We start from the raw sequence: 15,636 nt of genomic DNA on the forward strand, positions 1-15,636 counted from the left end.
CCGGAGCAACTGCGCCCGGGCTGCCGGCAGACGGACAGCCCGGGCGCAGTCATGTGCAGGACCGTCAGCGCAGGTAGGGACGGGGATCGGTCGCGTTGCCCTTGTAGCGCAGCTCGAAATGCAGCTTCACCCGGTCGGTGCCGCTGTTGCCCATGCGGGCAATGGTCTGGCCGGCCTTGACCGTCTGGTTTTCCTTGACCAGCAACTGCTGGTTGTGGGCATAGGCCGTCAGCCAGTCGTCACTGTGGCGCAGGATCAGCAGGTTGCCGTAACTCTTGATGCCGGCCCCGGCATAGACCACCTTGCCGCTGGCGGCTGCCTTGACCGGATCGCCGGCCTTGCCGCTGATGTCGATGCCCTTGTTGGCTGAAGTGAATCCTGCCAGCAGCGTTCCCTGTGCCGGCCAGGCCAGCGTGATGCCGCCTGCCGGTGGCCTGGGTTTGGCCGTGCTGGCCGGCGGTGCCGGTCTGGGTTTGGGCTTGCTGCCGGCAGCAGGACGGGACGGGCTGCTGCTGGCAACCGTATCGCCGGCCGGAGCAATCACCCGCAGCAGCTGGCCCGCCTGGATGTCCGACGTGTCGGAGATGCGGTTCCAGCGCGCCAGGTTGGCCACGGTCTGGTTATGCACGCGGGCGATGCGATAGAGCGTGTCGCCTGGCTGCACGCGGTACTGGCCGTAACCGGCAGGAGGATAGTCGGGGGTGCTGGCGCAGGCCGCCACCAGCAACAGCGGAGCGAGCAGGACCAAACGGAACGGGATAGCCATGGCGCCCGAGTTTACCAGCCCGACCGGCAGGACGGGCAGGGCTGCGGGTACGGCCGCAGCGTTTTTGGCCGTGCCTGCCGCGCACCCGGTCAGTGGTTCATCCGGTAAGTCACCCGGCTCACCGTCCCCGTGGCCGGATCAAGCAGGCAGTCAAAGCTGAACGAATGCCAGCTGCCGCCAAGCTGGACGTGGCCTTCGCCGGTCAGGCGGGTGTTGTCGTGCAGGGCCAGCGGTCGCCCTTCTTCGCCCAGTTGCACCTCGTCCACCCACGGGTAGTGCTGCTGCAATTCACGGGCGACCACCGGCTGGCATTGCAGTACGGCAATCTGGCGTGCCGGCGGCCAGCTGGCGATGATGGCAGGATCGGTTTCAGCACCGGCTGCCGTGGCCGTCCGCAGGGCGGCAAGACGGGCTTCCTGGGCCGGGCTGAGGGGCATGGCCTGCAAGGGCAGGGCACACAGGGTCAACAGAAGGCAGGCAAGGTGGCGCATGGTCGGTCTGGAAAGCGTGGCTGACCAGACCAGCATAGCAAGCCTGCGTCAGGCAAACCGCTCCGTCAGCGCCTCAAGGCCGAATTCGGCCAGGATGGCCTGCTGGCGCTCCCGTGCGTTGCCGCGCGGCTTGCCGGTGTGACGGGCAATGATCAGCTCGTTTTTCATCGAGTGTTCCCAGCCCACCAGCTCGGTCACGGTGACCGAATAACCGTGTGCTTCCAGTTGCAGGCAGCGCAGCACATTGGTCAGCTGGCTGCCGAACTCGCGGGTATGGATCGGGTGACGGTAGATTTCTGCCAGCGGCGACTGTGCCAGCCGGCGGGCCTTGTTTTCCCGCAGCTCTGCAGCCACTTCAGCCTGGCAGCAGGGCACCAGCACGATAAAGCGCGCCTGCTTGTCGAGGGCAAATCGGATGGCGTCATCCGTGGCGGTATTGCAGGCGTGCAGGGCCGTGACGATGTCAAAGTGCTCCGGCAGTTCGGCCATCCGGCGTGATTCATCTACCGACATGTTGAGGAAATGCATGCGGGTGAAGCCGAGGCGCTCGGCCAGGGCCGCCGTGCGCTCAACCAGCTCCGGACGGGTTTCGATGCCGTAGATGTGTCCGGCCTCGCGCGCTTTCAGGAAGAGGTCGTACAGGATGAAGCCCAGATACGACTTGCCGGCGCCGTGGTCGGCCAGCGTCAGGTCATGGCCGGCGTCCAGCACTTCCTGCATCAGCGGTTCGATGAAATTGAAAAGGTGATACACCTGCTTCAGCTTGCGGCGGCTGTCCTGGTTGAGCTTGCCGTCGCGGGTGAGGATGTGCAGTTCCTTGAGAAGTTCGACCGACTGGCCGGGGCGAAGATCGGGGATGGTGCTCACGGGCGGGACTCGACGGCAAAAACAGGGCTGCGCATTCTACACCTGCGCGACTGTCCCGGCGCAGTCGCCGGCCAGCCGTTCGCGCAGGTGTTCGACCAGTACGCGCACCCGGGCCGGCAGGTGGCGGCGTGCCGGATAGACGGCGTAAACCTCGGCCTGGCGAACCGGCAACGAGTCAAACAGGAGCCGCAGGGTGCCTTGCTGCAAGTGTGTTTCCACCAGAAAACGCGGCTGGTAGATGATGCCCATGCCGGTGCAGGCTGCCTGGACCAGTACGTCACCGTTGTTGGCCGTCAGGGGGCCGCTGACCGGCACACGGCATTCGCTGCCGTCAGCCAGCCGTAAGCGCCAGTCCGTGCCTTGCGGATACAGGCTGTAGCGCAGGCAGGCATGCTGGCTGAGGTCGGCCGGCACCTGCGGCGTACCGGCCTGCTCGAGATAGGCCGGGGAAGCACACAGCAGCAGGTCGAAGCGGGCCAGTGGCCGGGCCACGATGCCGTCGGCCAGTGGCGTGGTGGTGATGCGCAGGGCGAGGTCAAAGCCCTCGTCGATCAGGTCGACCTGCCGGTCGCTGAGTTCCAGCTCCACCTCCAGCTGCGGATAGCGGGCGGCCAGACCGGCCAGCCAGCCGCCCAGCACCCGCATGCCGAACGAAATCGGTGCGCTCAGGCGCACCCGGCCGCGGATGTCCACGCTTTGCTGCATGGCAGCCGCATCAGCCTCTTCGAGCTGGGCCAGTACCAGCGCAATGCGGCGGGCGTAATCCTGTCCGGCTTCGGTCAGTGACACCCGGCGGGTCGTGCGCTGAAACAGGCGTGTTCCCAGCTGTTGCTCCAGCGCGTGTACATGCTTGCTGGCCATGGCGGCCGACAGGCCCAGACGTTCGGCGGCGGCACTGAAGCTGCCGGTTTCGCCGATGGTCTGGAACACACGCAACGATGTCAGCCGGTCCATGATTGTTTCCTGTGGGTTGATAATCCTTGTAAGGATGACGTGTTTATCTGCTGGCCGGCAAGCGCTGTAATGACGTCATGGCGACATCGGGTTCGCACTGCACTGGAGACCAACACATGACTGACAACCAAACTGACAACCGGCTGATCCCCGCAGCAGCCCTGCTGCTGCGTCTGGCACTGGGTGCCATGTTTCTGGCCCACGGCCTGACCAAACTGCTGGTCTTTACCCCGGCCGGTACGGCCGGCTATTTCGAATCACTGGGTTTGCCGGGGGCACTGGGCTACCTGACCATGGTGGCCGAAACCGCCGGTGGCGTACTGCTGCTGACCGGCGTGGCAACCCGCTGGGTGTCGCTGGCTCTGGTGCCGGTCCTGCTGGGAGCGGCGGTATTCGGGCATGGCGGCAATGGCTGGATGTTCAGCAATGCCGGTGGCGGCTGGGAGTATCCGGTGTTCCTGGCCGTGGCGGCACTGGTGCAGGCCTTGCTGGGGAACGGTGCCCTGGCCTTGCGCTGGAACCGGGCGGTCGCACACCACTAGAAAACGGATGCCGGGAATCGCCCGGCATCCGGAGGCTGGCTACGCTGGATTGCGGCCAGTGCGTGCCGGGAGCCCGAGGATCCTCGGGTTCCCGGCCCTGCCGGCAGGCTACGGCATGCCGGATCTGCCGGCCTGTCGATCATCATGCCGGGAGCTGGCACCGCTGCCGGTTGTTTTGGGACACCTGGCCCGGCGGGTCAAGGGACGGGTTGCCACCTGCCTGCAAAGGAGAATCTGATGAGTTTGCCTGCCCTGTTTATCTCGCACGGGGGGCCGGATGTGCTGATCAGCGGCTCGCCCGCCCCAGAAGCCTGGCGTACGCTGGCCCGCCAGTTGCCCTTGCCGCGCGCGATCCTGGTGATGTCGGCCCATCATCTGGCCTCCCGCCCACAGCTAGGGTCGGCCGGCCACTGGCGCACCGTGCATGATTTTGGCGGATTTCCGGCCGAACTCTACCGCTTGCAGTATCCGGCCACCTCAGGCGAGGGTCTGGCTGACGAGGTGGGGGCGGCACTGACCGCTGCGGGGATCGCTTGGCTGCCGGACCCGGAGGACGGGCTGGACCACGGCGCCTGGGTGCCGCTGCTGGCCATGTATCCGCAGGCCCGGGTGCCGGTTGTCACGCTGGCTACCTTGCCGCAGCAGGATGCCCGCACCCATTACCGGCTCGGGCAGGCGGTGGCCGGGCTGCGCGATGCCGGCTGGCTGGTGCTGGGTTCCGGCAGCCTGACCCATAACCTGTATGCACTGGGGCATCCCGGCATGCCGCCGCAGCCGTGGGCGCAGGCGTTTGCCGACTGGATGGCCGAACAGCTGGCCGCCGGGGAGGTGGAAGCCCTGCTGGACTGGCAGCATCAGGCGCCGTTTGCCCGTGAAAACCATCCGACTGACGAGCATCTGCTGCCGCTGTTCTTTGCCTTGGGAGCCGGCGGCGGGGCAGTCGGGCAGGCACTGCACCGGGGCATCGAATACGCGGCCATCGCCATGGATGCCTGGCAGTTCGGCGGAATCCGGGCATGAAAAAACCCGCCGGGACAACCGGCGGGCTGGATGCGGAAGCAAGGGGAGGGTGCTACTGCCTGATGTCGCCCGGCCCGCAACACGACGGGCGGGCAGGACATAGATAGAGAGAGCGCCTCCCTTGCCGGCCGGGATCAGCGGGTGATCGGCTTGTAACGGATGCGCTTGGGCTTGGCGCCTTCTTCGCCCAGACGCTTCTTCTTGTCGGCTTCGTATTCCTGATAGTTGCCGTCAAAGAAGGTCCACTGCGATTCGCCTTCGGCGGCGAGGATGTGCGTGGCGATCCGGTCGAGGAACCAGCGGTCGTGCGAGATCACGAACACAGTGCCGGCGTACTCCAGCAGGGCGTCTTCCAGCGCGCGCAGGGTTTCCACGTCAAGGTCGTTGGACGGTTCATCCAGCAGCAGCACGTTGCCGCCCTTGAGCAGGGTCTTGGCCAGATGCAGGCGGCCGCGTTCGCCACCGGAGAGCATGCCGACTTTCTTCTGCTGGTCGGCGCCCTTGAAGTTGAAGCGGCCCAGATAGGCGCGGCTCGACATTTCGAACTTGCCCACGGTGAGCAGGTCGGCGCCACCGGACACATCCTCGAACACGGTCTTGTCGGCTTCCAGGCTGTCGCGGTGCTGCTCGACAAAGGCCATCTGCACGGTCTGGCCGATCTTCACGGTGCCGCTGTCCGGCTGTTCCTTGCCGGCAATCATCTTGAACAGCGTGGATTTACCGGCGCCGTTCGGGCCGATGATGCCGACGATAGCGCCCGGCGGGGCCTTGAACGACAGGTTGTCGATCAGCAGACGGTCACCGAAGCCCTTGCTGACGTTTTCGAATTCGATCACTTCATTGCCCAGACGCTCGGCCACCGGAATGAAGATTTCCTGGGTTTCGTTACGCTTCTGGGTTTCGTAGCTGGACAGCTCTTCAAAGCGGGCAATACGCGCCTTGGACTTGGCCTGACGGCCCTTCGGGTTCTGGCGCACCCATTCCAGTTCCTGCTTCATCGCCTTCATGCGGGCGGCTTCGGATTTGGATTCCTGCTCCAGACGGGCTTCTTTCTGCTCCAGCCAGCTGGAGTAGTTGCCCTTCCACGGAATGCCCTCGCCACGGTCGAGTTCCAGAATCCACTCGGCGGCGTTGTCGAGGAAGTAGCGGTCGTGGGTGACGGCCACCACGGTGCCCGGGAAACGGCACAGGAACTGTTCCAGCCATTCCACCGATTCGGCATCAAGGTGGTTGGTCGGTTCGTCCAGCAGCAGCATGTCGGGCTTGGACAGCAGCAGCTTGCACAGGGCCACGCGGCGCTTTTCGCCACCGGACAGCGGGCCGATCTTGGCATCCCACGGCGGCAGGCGCAGGGCGTCGGCGGCCAGCTCCAGTTGCAGCTCGATGTTGTCGCCGGCACCGGCAGAGATGATGGCCTCGAGGCGTGCCTGCTCTTCGGCCAGTGCGTCAAAGTCGGCATCCGGCTCGGCGTAGGCGGCGTACACCTCTTCAAGGCGCTTTTGCGCGCCCATCACTTCACCCATGCCGCTTTCGACTTCTTCGCGCACGGTCTTTTCCGGATCGAGCTGCGGTTCCTGCGCCAGGTAGCCGATGTTGAGGTTCGGCTGCCACTGCACTTCGCCGTCGTATTCCTTTTCGACTCCGGCCATGATTTTCAGCACGGTGGACTTGCCCGCACCGTTGAGGCCCAGCAGGCCGATCTTGGCCCCCGGGAAGAAGGACAGGGAAATGTCCTTGATGATCTGACGCTTCGGGGGCACGACCTTGCTGACCCGCAGCATCGACATAACGTATTGCGCCATTACATTACCTACCTGTTAAATCAAAGAGTTAAAGCGGTTGTTTGTTGCTCTGTCCAGTAATTCTGTTCGCGGACCCGACGGGAATTGCACGATCACGCAGATAACGGCGGGTCATCTCCGGATCGCTATGGCCGGGCAGGGCGGCGGGGTCGAAGCCTTGCCGTTTTGCTCCGGTTCCTGCCATGGTGCGCAAAGCACGTAGCTGGGCATCGTTGATACCAGCCCGCTTGCATGCGCCAGTCCGCTGCGGCTGCAAAGTGGTGATTTTAAGTGGTTTGCCGCCTCTCTGGCTAAATAGCGTCACCATGGGTACGCCATGAGACCCGATCTTCTGCGTGCGGTCGACGATGGCGCGCAGTTCATCGCTCCACGAGACGACGGGCCTGTTGCCGGTTTTTTGCTGCTTGAACCAGATGCCCTGCCCGGTAATCTGGTAGTTGCGCATGTTCACGATGTCGCCAACCCGCTGGCCAGTCTGCCTGCATGGGTCCATGACGCGCTGAAGGCGTGGAGGGCGGGTGGAGGTGTTTCTCCGTACACGCTCACCAGCGATGCAGGTGTTGAATCTTCCTCACGTCTGCAGGGGTGTTTCCGTGCAGCGGAGCTGCTGCGGCAAGGCGCGGAAGTCTTTCCCATGCCTGCGGGAGTGTTTCCCTCATGGCCCCTGCGCGATGGCGCGCCAACATGGCTTCTCCGCCTCCGTGCTCGCGACAGGATCGAGCGTGGGCGGCAGGGTGACAACGAATTCAGGTCGCACGGTTCGCTGGACGGCGAGGTCTGCCAAAACGCCCGGCAGTTCGGGTTGCCGTGGCAGGCCGGGCGCCTACGCTCAAAGTATTTCATGCCCGTCCGGAAAGCCTGCCATGCCCTCCCGTCCGACTGTCCCTGTGCGCCTGATGCTGTGGCTGGTCGTGGCGTGGCCACTGGCGTATGTGCTGATGCAGACGCTGGCTTTTGTACAGCCGCCGCTGGCGCTGTTTGACGTGCCGCTGGGGGTGGGGTTGTCGGCCCTGCTGCTGGCGCGCGGACGGGAACGGGGCTGGGTGACGATGCTGGTCTGGCTTCTGGCGGCGGTTTTTCACGCATGGTCCGGGACCGGGGGCTGGACATCGATCTTGCTGGCGGCAGCAGAAACCGGTTTGCTGGCACTGGCTGCATGGCTGTTGACTCCGGGAGGGTGCATTTTCCGGCTGTCGACGCCGCTGGCGGCAGTGCGTTTTCTGGCGGTGCTGGTGCCGCTCGTGCTGTTGCTGGCACTGGCGCGCCTGCTAGCCGGGCCGGTGCTGTTGCCGTGGTGGCCGGAACTGCTGCTGTCCCTGGCTGACGGGATGTTGCTGGTGGTGCCGGTGTTGTTGCATGCACTGGGCAGCCGCGACTGGCTGAGTGCTGCCGATCCGCCGTTCCGGCATCTGGCCGGGATGGTTTGCCTGGGGCTGATGACGCTGGTGCTGGCTCTGGTGTTTGGCGAAGCGCGCTTTGGCGTGGCCGGCTGGGGCATGCAGCCACTGGTCTGGCTGCCGCTGGTGTTGCTGGCGCTGACAGTGATGTACTGGCCCGGCCCTGGCAGCAGTCTGGCCGTTTTCTGGCTGGCATTGCTCTCCGGCCTTGCTACCGTGGCCGGCATGGGACCGTTTGCCCGCATGGCATTGGCGATGCCGCTTTCCGTGCTGAACGTGCAGTTTTATGTGGCCGGGGCAGCGGTGCTGGTGCTGGCGCTTGGTGCGTTCGGACTGGAGTGGCGACAGCGGGTATGGCGCGGGCTGGAATGGCGCCGGCGCTGTCTCTGGGGGCTGGAGCAGCTGGGCGTGGTGGCGTTTGAGTTCGAGCCGGGACACGCACACTGGCGCTGGCAGGGTGACACGGAACGGATACTGGAAGAGGGGGCGGGAGCGCTGGCTGACCGCCGGCATGTTCTGGCGCATGTGCCGGCCGGGCAGAGGCAGGCGCTGGACGAAGCATTGACAGCGGCTTCGATGGGCGATGCCGGTCATGTGCAGGTGTGGGACTGGCATGACCGCAATGGTGCCGTCCGGCCGGTACGCTGGCGGCTGGCGGTAGAGTGGGATGACAGCGGCGAAGTGTGTCTGGTGCGCGGATTGCTGGAGCCGCTGGCAGCAGCATCCGGTGATACGGTGGTGGTGTGATGCTGAGGGAGCGGTGGGTTCGCCGGGCTGCACTGCCCGGATGGGCGAATACGGTGTGATGGCTGGAAATCCGGGCTGTCAGCCAGGTGTCCGGTGATGGCTGGCCTTCACGCTGGCCGGCATCGGGCACAGTGGACCGCTTTCAATGCGGCCCTTTTGGCGCGGAACGGGAGGCGGGCTTGCGGGTGTGCATCCGGGGTGGCAGATGCCCGGTGGCCTTGCCCGGAATGACGGTAGCGGGGATGCGGTTGCCGGTATTTAAAAAGATGTTCTTGTCGTTTGCGGACGATGAGGCATTCAGGAATGCCGGTCATCCGGTCCTGGCTGCGGGCCGCCCGGCCGGGGCCGAAGCACGCAGGCAAGGATCGGCAATGCAGCACGGACGGTCTGCGGAGGCATGGCTGCCTCCGCAGGGGGCTGTCAGCGAACGATGATTTCGGCGTCACCTGCCGTCAGGCTGCCGATTTCGCAGGCATAGTCAAAACCGGCCGCGTGGAAGCGGGCCAGCACGTCGTCGACGGCTTCCGGGGCGACGGCTGCCAGAAGGCCGCCGCTGGTTTGCGGATCGGTCAGAAGGCGCTGTTGCCAGTCCGGGATGTCGGTGGCAAACCTGATGCCGTGGCCAAAACTGGCCCGGTTGCGCTCGATGGCTCCGGGACCGATCAGCTGGCGGGCGTAAGGCTCGGCTTCGCGGATGACCGGGATGCGTGCCATGTCGACATGGGCAGTCAGGCCGGCACCCCGGCAGACTTCCAGCAGGTGGCCTGCGAGGCCGAAGCCGGTGACATCGGTCAGGGCGTGCACGCTGGCCAGCGGTGCCAGTTCGCTGCCGACCACGTTGGGTAGCGTGGTGCTGGCGATCATGGCGGCGTAGCCGGCTTCGTCGAGCAGGCCTTTTTTCATGGCCTGCGCGAGGATGCCGACACCCAGGCCTTTGCCGAGGATCAGGCGGTCACCCGGCCGGGCACCGGCATTGGTCTTGATCTGGTCCGGATGGACGACACCGATGCCGACCAGCCCGTAGATCGGTTCCGGGCTGTCGATCGAGTGTCCGCCAGCCACCGGAATGCCGGCCGCTGCACAGACGGCCTGGCCGCCTTCCAGAATCTGCCGGATGGTGTCGGGGGTCAGGACGTTGACCGGCATGCCGACGATGGCGAGTGCAAACAGCGGTTTGCCGCCCATGGCGTAGATGTCGGACAGTGCATTGGTGGCGGCGATGCGGCCAAAGTCGAACGGATCATCGACAATCGGCATGAAGAAATCAGTGGTGGCGACGATGGCCTGCTCGTCGTTGAGGCGGTAGACCGCGGCATCATCGGCGGTGTCGATGCCGACCAGCAGGTCGGGCACCGGCAGCACGGGCCGGATGCCGGCGAGGATCTTTTCCAGCACGGACGGCGCAATTTTGCAGCCGCAGCCGCCACCGTGAGACAATTGGGTCAGCTTAACTTCCGTCATCATCAAGTGCGTCCATGCGTTTTTTTCCGCCCGCGAACATAGCACAGCTCGCAGATTTCGATGAAATCGTCGATGTGCGTACACCGGCCGAGTTTGCCGAGGATCATGTCCCCGGTGCCATCAACTGCCCGGTCCTGTCTGACGAGGAGCGGGTGACCGTCGGAACGCTTTACAAGCAGGTATCGCCGTTCGAGGCCCGCCGGGTAGGGGCGGCGCTGGTGGCGCGCAACATTGCCGGGCATCTGGAAACCGGGCTGGCTGACCGGCCCAAAGGCTGGCGGCCGCTGGTGTACTGCTGGCGTGGCGGACAGCGTTCCGGCTCGATGACCCTGATCCTGCAACAGATCGGCTGGGGCGCGCGGCAGCTGGAAGGTGGCTACAAGCAGTACCGGCATCTGGTGCTGGAGGAGTTGCAGACGCTGCCCGGACGGTTTGACTATCGCGTGGTGTGCGGCCCGACCGGCTCGGGCAAGACACGGCTGCTGACCGCCCTGCGGACCCAGGGGCGGCAGGTGCTGGATCTGGAGGCGCTGGCCAACCATCGCGGTTCGGTCTTGGGGCGGGTACCCGGTGAGGGGCAGCCCACGCAAAAAGGCTTTGACAGCGCCCTGCGTGCCGCCTTGCTGGCGCTTGATCCGCAAGAGCCGGTGTTTGTCGAGGCAGAATCCAAGCGCATCGGCTTTGTTTCCCTGCCGGACGCGCTGGTGACGTCCATGCGGGCGGCCAGGTGCATTTATGTCGATGTTCCGTTTGCCGAGCGGGTGCGTTACCTCCTGGAAGACTACGACTTTTTCGTGCATTCACCCGCCATGCTGGTGCAGCAGCTGGGTTATCTGCGCGAACTGTACGGCCGCAAAAAACTGGCCGAATGGCAGGCGTGGACCGAAGCCGGTGATTTTTACCGGCTGGTGGAAGACCTGCTGGCCAATCACTACGATCCCCTGTATTTCCGTTCGATGGGCAAGCATTTCGAACACCTGGCCGAAGCGCAGAGACTGGACATAGGCAGCCTCGACTCCCAGGAGCTGGAACGGCAGGCACGGCTGCTGTAAGGCTGGCGGGTTGACCCCGGCCGGCAGGACGGGGGTTGTCCGCCGCACAGGGGACAGCCCGGGAAGCCATGCCCGGACCGACGGGCCGGCAGCCTGCCGAAGCGGAGCGTGATGCAAACTCCGGCGGAGTCCGGATTTGCAGTGCGGAGGAGTGAACGGATGTCTGCGGTACTGCAAAGGCCTTCTGTATTAGCAAAAAACTATTTACTCAATAATCAGGCACTATTACCATGTGCCCTGTCGTGCCAGCCGTAGGGCAGACAGCAGGACCCTCGGTCTCCTGTGGCTAAACCCCGCTACCGGTGCGGGCTACGGTAACCGGTCATGGCTTGTTGATGTGTTTTCCTTTTTTCAAAAAGGCATGTTCCCGTCCGCGCAGGGCGGGAATTTTTCATGTCCGCCATTCCGTTGGCAGACCGCTTCTGGCCCGGTGTACCTCAGCCCGGACCGGAAGACGCCGCAGTACGCGGCCGGATCAGCCAGGCCACCAGCCAGCCACCCGCCAGCATGACGGCAATGGTGATGAACACGCTGGGTGTCGTCTGCCAGATTTCAAGGCCAAATGCCGCCAGCACTACCAGCATCAGCAGCAACCCGGCGATGATCAGCCACAACGATCCGTTCGTCTGCCGGCGTAACCGCCAGTGGGCAATCTGCACGGCCACGTAGGTGATCAGATAGGTGGCGCTGGCAGCTTGGGCGATGGCACCCAGGTTGAAAAAAGCCGCCATGATGATGGTCGCCACGACAATGCCGCCGACCAGCATGCGGTTGTACGGGCGCTCGCCCTCTTGCAGGCTGGCCGGCAACTGGCCGCAGCGCGCCATGCGTGCCCCCATCTGTAGCTGGCTGAACAACTGGGCGTTGATGGCCGACGATGTGGACACCATCGCCGTCAGGGCCAGGATCACCACCCCGGCCGGCCCGAACAGCGGGTGTGCCACCTGTGCCATGGCCGTATCGGCATGCAGTTTCAGCTCGGCGATCGGGACCGTCCCCAGCGCCACCCACGCCAGCCCGACGTAAAACACCGCCACGATCGATACCGCCAGCAACAGTGCCAGCGGAATGGTGCGCTCGGGGCGTTCGACCGCATCGGCCGCATTGGTGATCTGGCCATAGCCCGAATACGCCAGGAAAGTCAGCCCGACCGTACCCAGCAGCGTCGTGGGAGAACTGAACCCCAGTGATTCAACCCGGCTGACTTCGGCCTGGGTCAGGCCGTAAACCAGCAGGATGGCCAGTACCGTCATCTTGATGCCGACCAGCACGATGGCCAGCCGGCCCACCAGTCTTGATCCCGCCAGGTTCACCCACATCAGCAGGATCACGATGGCGGCCGCATAGGCCGGAATCCACACGTTGCCCGGTGCCAGCGGGATGATCCGGTGCGCGTACACCCCGAACGTGCGGGCGATCATCGCCGTCGTGGTGATCAGGGTCAGCAGGAACAGCAGTGACAGCCAGCCCGTTATTACCGAATTGCCGAAAGCCAGCCGATAGAACTCGTGAATGCCGCCACCGCTCGGATACGTTGCCGACAGGCGCGCATACGAATAACCCGACAGGGCTGCCACCACGCCGCCAATCACGAAAGCCAGCGGAGCATCGGCCCGGGCGGCGACCGCAGCATGCCCGAGCAACGCAAAAATGCCGGCACCCACCATGGCACTGATGCCGAGCGAGACCGCGCCGAACAGGCCCATGCGGTGGACTGGCTTAACGGGAATGCTCATGGCGCGGCTCCGGCAAGCAGCTACGAAGTGGATGGATGCGGCGTTGTCGGACGCGTCAGCGGGGCACTGTAGGCCTCGGCCTCGGCTGGTGTGATCTCCTCCCATTCCGGGCGGCGCCAGCGGTAAAACAGGAACGGCGGCAACGCAGCCAGCACCAGCCCGCCAGCCAGCAGGCCAAAGTAGGCCAGCCCGGACAGCGGCATGGATTCCGCGCGCGGCGGCACGAAACCGATGGCAAATGCAGCCAGCGACGACAGCATGCCGATGACCGACAACGCATGCAGGCAAGGCGCCCGGTAGCCGCGTGGCAGGTCCGGTTGCAGGCGGCGCAGGCGGATCGCGGCCACGAACATCATGACGTAGAGCACCAGATAGATCTGTGCCGACAGGGTGCTGAGCATCCAGAAAGCTGCCGACACGTCCGGAATGAAAAAGTACAGCGATGCCAGCGCTGTCACCATGCCGGCCTGTGCCAGCAGTACATGCCGCGGCATGCCGGCCGGATTGGTGACCTGCCACCAGCGCGGCAAAAGCCCGGCCTTGCCGACAAACAGCATCTCCTCGGCCGGGCCGGCCGACCAGATCAGCACGCCACCCAGCGCGCCAAACACCAGCAGCAGTGCCATGACGTCGATGGCCGCGTCCCAGCCGAAAGCATGGAAAAACTGGCTGTACGCCTGCATGACCCCGGCCGTCAGGCTGGTGGCATCTGCCGGCACCACCACGGCGATGGCCAGCGTGGGCGGGATGAAGATCAGCAGGATCAGGCCGATGGCCAGCCCGATGGCCCGTGGCATGTCGCGCTGCGGGTTGGGCAGGCTCGAGGCATAGAGGGCGTTCATCTCGATGCCGGAGTAGGCGAGAAAGTTGTTGAGGATCAGCACGATGCCGGCAATGGCACCGGTAAAGAGATGCCAGACGCCAGGGTGGGTCTTGGCATGGCCGCTGAGTGTCTGGCTGCCGGAGCCGAAAATGTCCGGCAGCAGGGCCGACCAGGTCAGCGGTGCCTGTGACGGATGGCCCTGTGCCAGCCAGATGGCACCCAGCACGACCAGCACCAGCGCCGGAAACAGCGTACCGGCCAGCATGAACAGCGAGGACAGGCGCGCCAGTTGCTTGACCCCCCGCAATGCCACCAGCGTGACCAGCCAGTAGAGTCCGATGATGACAATGCCGGTATAAATCCCGTTGCCCGCCAGTGCCGGATTGATGACGAATGCCAGTGAATCGGCTGCAAACGCCAGAATGATCGGCAGCAGCGTACAGACCTGGATCCAGCCGAACCAGCTGGCAAAAATGCCGAACGGTTCACCGAATGCCTGCCGGCACCAGCCGTACACGCCACCGCTCCAGGTCGTGCCCAGTTCGGTGGTGACCAGCGCTGCCGGCAGGAAAAACAGCAGCGCCGGCAGAAGGTAAAGCATGACGGCACCCAGTCCGTAGAGTGCCATGCCCGGCAGGGCACGGATGCTGGCCACGGCTGCCACCGTCATCAGCGCGAGCAGAATCCACGACATGCTGCGAGCTTGCGCCACAACGACTCCTTGAAATTTGATGAAGCGGAAAACAACGGGTAATTCACATACCCCATTCAAAGGCTGTAGCCCCGCGATACCGGGCTGTCAACGTCGGAGGCCGCAGACGGCAACCGCAGGCAGGGCTTGCCTGCCCTGCTTGGCAGGCATGGCGGGCAGGACATATCCTTTCTGCATCAATCCTTCTTTCAGAGCCGGCCTGCGATGAATCTGTGGCGCTACCTTGCCAAACGCCTGCTGCTGATGGTGCCCACGCTGCTGGGCATCCTGCTGGTGACGTTCGTGGTGATCCAGTTCGTACCCGGCGGACCGGTGGAGCAGCTGGCGCAGGAATTGCGCCAGTCCGGCGGACAGGGAGAAACCGTTCAGGCCGCACACGGCCTGTACCGTGCCTCGGGCGGACTCAACGACGAGCGGCTGGCCGAGTTGCGTGCGCTGTACGGGTTTGACCAGCCGGCCTGGAAGCGTTTTGCCGACATGGTCCGGCGCTATGCCACTTTCGACCTGGGGCAGAGCTTCTATCACCACCAGTCGGTATGGGGGCTGGTGGTGTCCAAGCTGCCGGTTTCGATGAGCCTCGGACTCTGGACCTTTTTCCTGACCTACCTGATTTCCGTCCCTCTGGGCATCCGCAAGGCCGTGCGAGACGGTTCGGCTTTCGACGTGGCCAGCAGCACGCTGCTGCTGGTCGGCTATGCGATTCCCGGTTTCGTGCTCGGGGTGGTGTTGCTGGTGCTGTTCGGCGGCGGCAGCTTTTTCGAGCTTTTTCCGCTGCGCGGGCTGGTCAGCGACAACTGGGCCGAGCTGTCGTGGCCGGCTCGCATCCTTGACTACCTCTGGCACATGGTGCTGCCGATCACGGCCTCGGTGGTCGGCAGCCTCGCCGTCACCACCTTGCTGACCAAGAACACCTTTCTGGAACAGATCCGCGCCCAGTACGTGCTGACGGCCCGTGCCAAAGGCGTGGGCGAAACACGCATCCTGTACCGGCACGTATTCCGCAACGCGATGATCCCGCTGGTTACCGGCTTTCCGGCTGCCTTCATCGGCGCTTTCTTTGCCGGCAGCCTGCTGATCGAAACACTGTTTTCACTGGACGGGCTGGGGCTGCTGGCATTCGATGCAGTGGTCAAGCGCGACTATCCGGTGGTGATGGGCACGCTGTACCTGTTTACCCTGATCGGCCTGCTGGCCCGGCTGGCTTCCGATCTTTGCTATGTCTGGGTCGATCCGCGCCTGCGGTTTGACGCAGTTGGCCACTGAAAG

Annotated in this window: 14 protein-coding genes; 5 read left to right on the top strand and 9 right to left on the bottom strand. The window is 64.5% G+C overall.

Features of this window, described 5'->3' with window-relative positions; translation table 11 throughout:
- Nucleotides 1-64 precede the first annotated feature (64 nt).
- The 4 genes from G542_RS0106600 to G542_RS0106615 all read right to left on the bottom strand — a co-directional run bounded on the left by G542_RS0106600 (nucleotide 65) and on the right by G542_RS0106615 (nucleotide 3,078).
- Nucleotides 65-766 carry a peptidoglycan DD-metalloendopeptidase family protein gene (locus G542_RS0106600; RefSeq protein ID WP_012696564.1) on the bottom strand — a complete coding sequence of 234 codons (702 nt, stop codon included), beginning with the start codon at nucleotides 764-766 and terminating at the stop codon, nucleotides 65-67.
- Nucleotides 767-855: 89 nt separating this feature from the next.
- Complete coding sequence (locus tag G542_RS0106605) at nucleotides 856-1,293, bottom strand: hypothetical protein (protein WP_027823712.1); 438 nt, start codon at nucleotides 1,291-1,293, stop codon at nucleotides 856-858.
- Between the two features lie 12 nt (nucleotides 1,294-1,305).
- On the bottom strand, nucleotides 1,306-2,124 hold the full coding sequence (locus tag G542_RS0106610) for a class I SAM-dependent methyltransferase (RefSeq protein ID WP_012696566.1): 819 nt from the start codon (nucleotides 2,122-2,124) through the stop codon (nucleotides 1,306-1,308).
- A gap of 36 nt (nucleotides 2,125-2,160) precedes the next feature.
- Complete coding sequence (locus G542_RS0106615) at nucleotides 2,161-3,078, bottom strand: LysR family transcriptional regulator (protein WP_012696567.1); 918 nt, start codon at nucleotides 3,076-3,078, stop codon at nucleotides 2,161-2,163.
- A 116-nt stretch (nucleotides 3,079-3,194) separates the two neighbouring features.
- Here G542_RS0106615 and G542_RS0106620 point away from each other — a divergent pair, with 116 nt between their 5' ends.
- Together G542_RS0106620 and G542_RS0106625 are read left to right on the top strand one after the other, a co-directional pair.
- The gene (locus G542_RS0106620) at nucleotides 3,195-3,620 is read left to right on the top strand and encodes a DoxX family protein (RefSeq protein ID WP_012696568.1); all 426 of its coding nucleotides are present in this window, start codon (nucleotides 3,195-3,197) and stop codon (nucleotides 3,618-3,620) included.
- 237 nt (nucleotides 3,621-3,857) lie between these two features.
- Entirely contained in the window at nucleotides 3,858-4,640 is a 783-nt protein-coding gene (locus G542_RS0106625) for a DODA-type extradiol aromatic ring-opening family dioxygenase (protein ID WP_027823714.1), read from the top strand.
- Nucleotides 4,641-4,774: 134 nt separating this feature from the next.
- On the opposite strand, the gene ettA is transcribed toward G542_RS0106625, so the two are convergent.
- Nucleotides 4,775-6,442: an energy-dependent translational throttle protein EttA gene (gene ettA / locus G542_RS0106630; RefSeq protein WP_027823715.1), complete on the bottom strand. Its 1,668-nt coding sequence runs from the start codon at nucleotides 6,440-6,442 to the stop codon at nucleotides 4,775-4,777.
- A gap of 28 nt (nucleotides 6,443-6,470) precedes the next feature.
- Nucleotides 6,471-6,995 (bottom strand): tyrosine-type recombinase/integrase, encoded by a 525-nt coding sequence (locus G542_RS16190; protein ID WP_373279778.1) that lies wholly within the window; start codon nucleotides 6,993-6,995, stop codon nucleotides 6,471-6,473.
- A 310-nt stretch (nucleotides 6,996-7,305) separates the two neighbouring features.
- On the opposite strand from G542_RS16190, the gene G542_RS0106640 reads away from it, so the two are divergent.
- Nucleotides 7,306-8,586, top strand: a complete 1,281-nt coding sequence (locus G542_RS0106640; protein WP_012696573.1) for a hypothetical protein — start codon at nucleotides 7,306-7,308, stop codon at nucleotides 8,584-8,586.
- 420 nt (nucleotides 8,587-9,006) lie between these two features.
- Here G542_RS0106640 and selD read toward each other — a convergent pair whose 3' ends face one another.
- Complete coding sequence (gene selD, locus G542_RS0106645) at nucleotides 9,007-10,050, bottom strand: selenide, water dikinase SelD (protein ID WP_012696575.1); 1,044 nt, start codon at nucleotides 10,048-10,050, stop codon at nucleotides 9,007-9,009.
- Nucleotides 10,051-10,061: 11 nt separating this feature from the next.
- On the opposite strand from selD, the gene mnmH reads away from it, so the two are divergent.
- On the top strand, nucleotides 10,062-11,099 hold the full coding sequence (mnmH, locus tag G542_RS0106650; RefSeq protein WP_012696576.1) for a tRNA 2-selenouridine(34) synthase MnmH: 1,038 nt from the start codon (nucleotides 10,062-10,064) through the stop codon (nucleotides 11,097-11,099).
- A 437-nt stretch (nucleotides 11,100-11,536) separates the two neighbouring features.
- Here the strand turns inward: mnmH and G542_RS0106655 are convergent, their stop codons facing one another.
- Nucleotides 11,537-12,835: an APC family permease gene (locus G542_RS0106655; RefSeq protein WP_027823717.1), complete on the bottom strand. Its 1,299-nt coding sequence runs from the start codon at nucleotides 12,833-12,835 to the stop codon at nucleotides 11,537-11,539.
- Nucleotides 12,836-12,855: 20 nt separating this feature from the next.
- Complete coding sequence (locus G542_RS0106660; protein WP_027823718.1) at nucleotides 12,856-14,352, bottom strand: APC family permease; 1,497 nt, start codon at nucleotides 14,350-14,352, stop codon at nucleotides 12,856-12,858.
- Between the two features lie 222 nt (nucleotides 14,353-14,574).
- Between G542_RS0106660 and G542_RS0106665 the strand changes: the two genes are divergently transcribed.
- On the top strand, nucleotides 14,575-15,633 hold the full coding sequence (locus tag G542_RS0106665; RefSeq protein ID WP_012696579.1) for a microcin C ABC transporter permease YejB: 1,059 nt from the start codon (nucleotides 14,575-14,577) through the stop codon (nucleotides 15,631-15,633).
- Nucleotides 15,634-15,636: the final 3 nt, after the last annotated feature.

The sequence above is a fragment of the Laribacter hongkongensis DSM 14985 genome (genome assembly GCF_000423285.1).
Taxonomy (GTDB): Bacteria; Pseudomonadota; Gammaproteobacteria; order Burkholderiales; family Aquaspirillaceae; genus Laribacter; species Laribacter hongkongensis.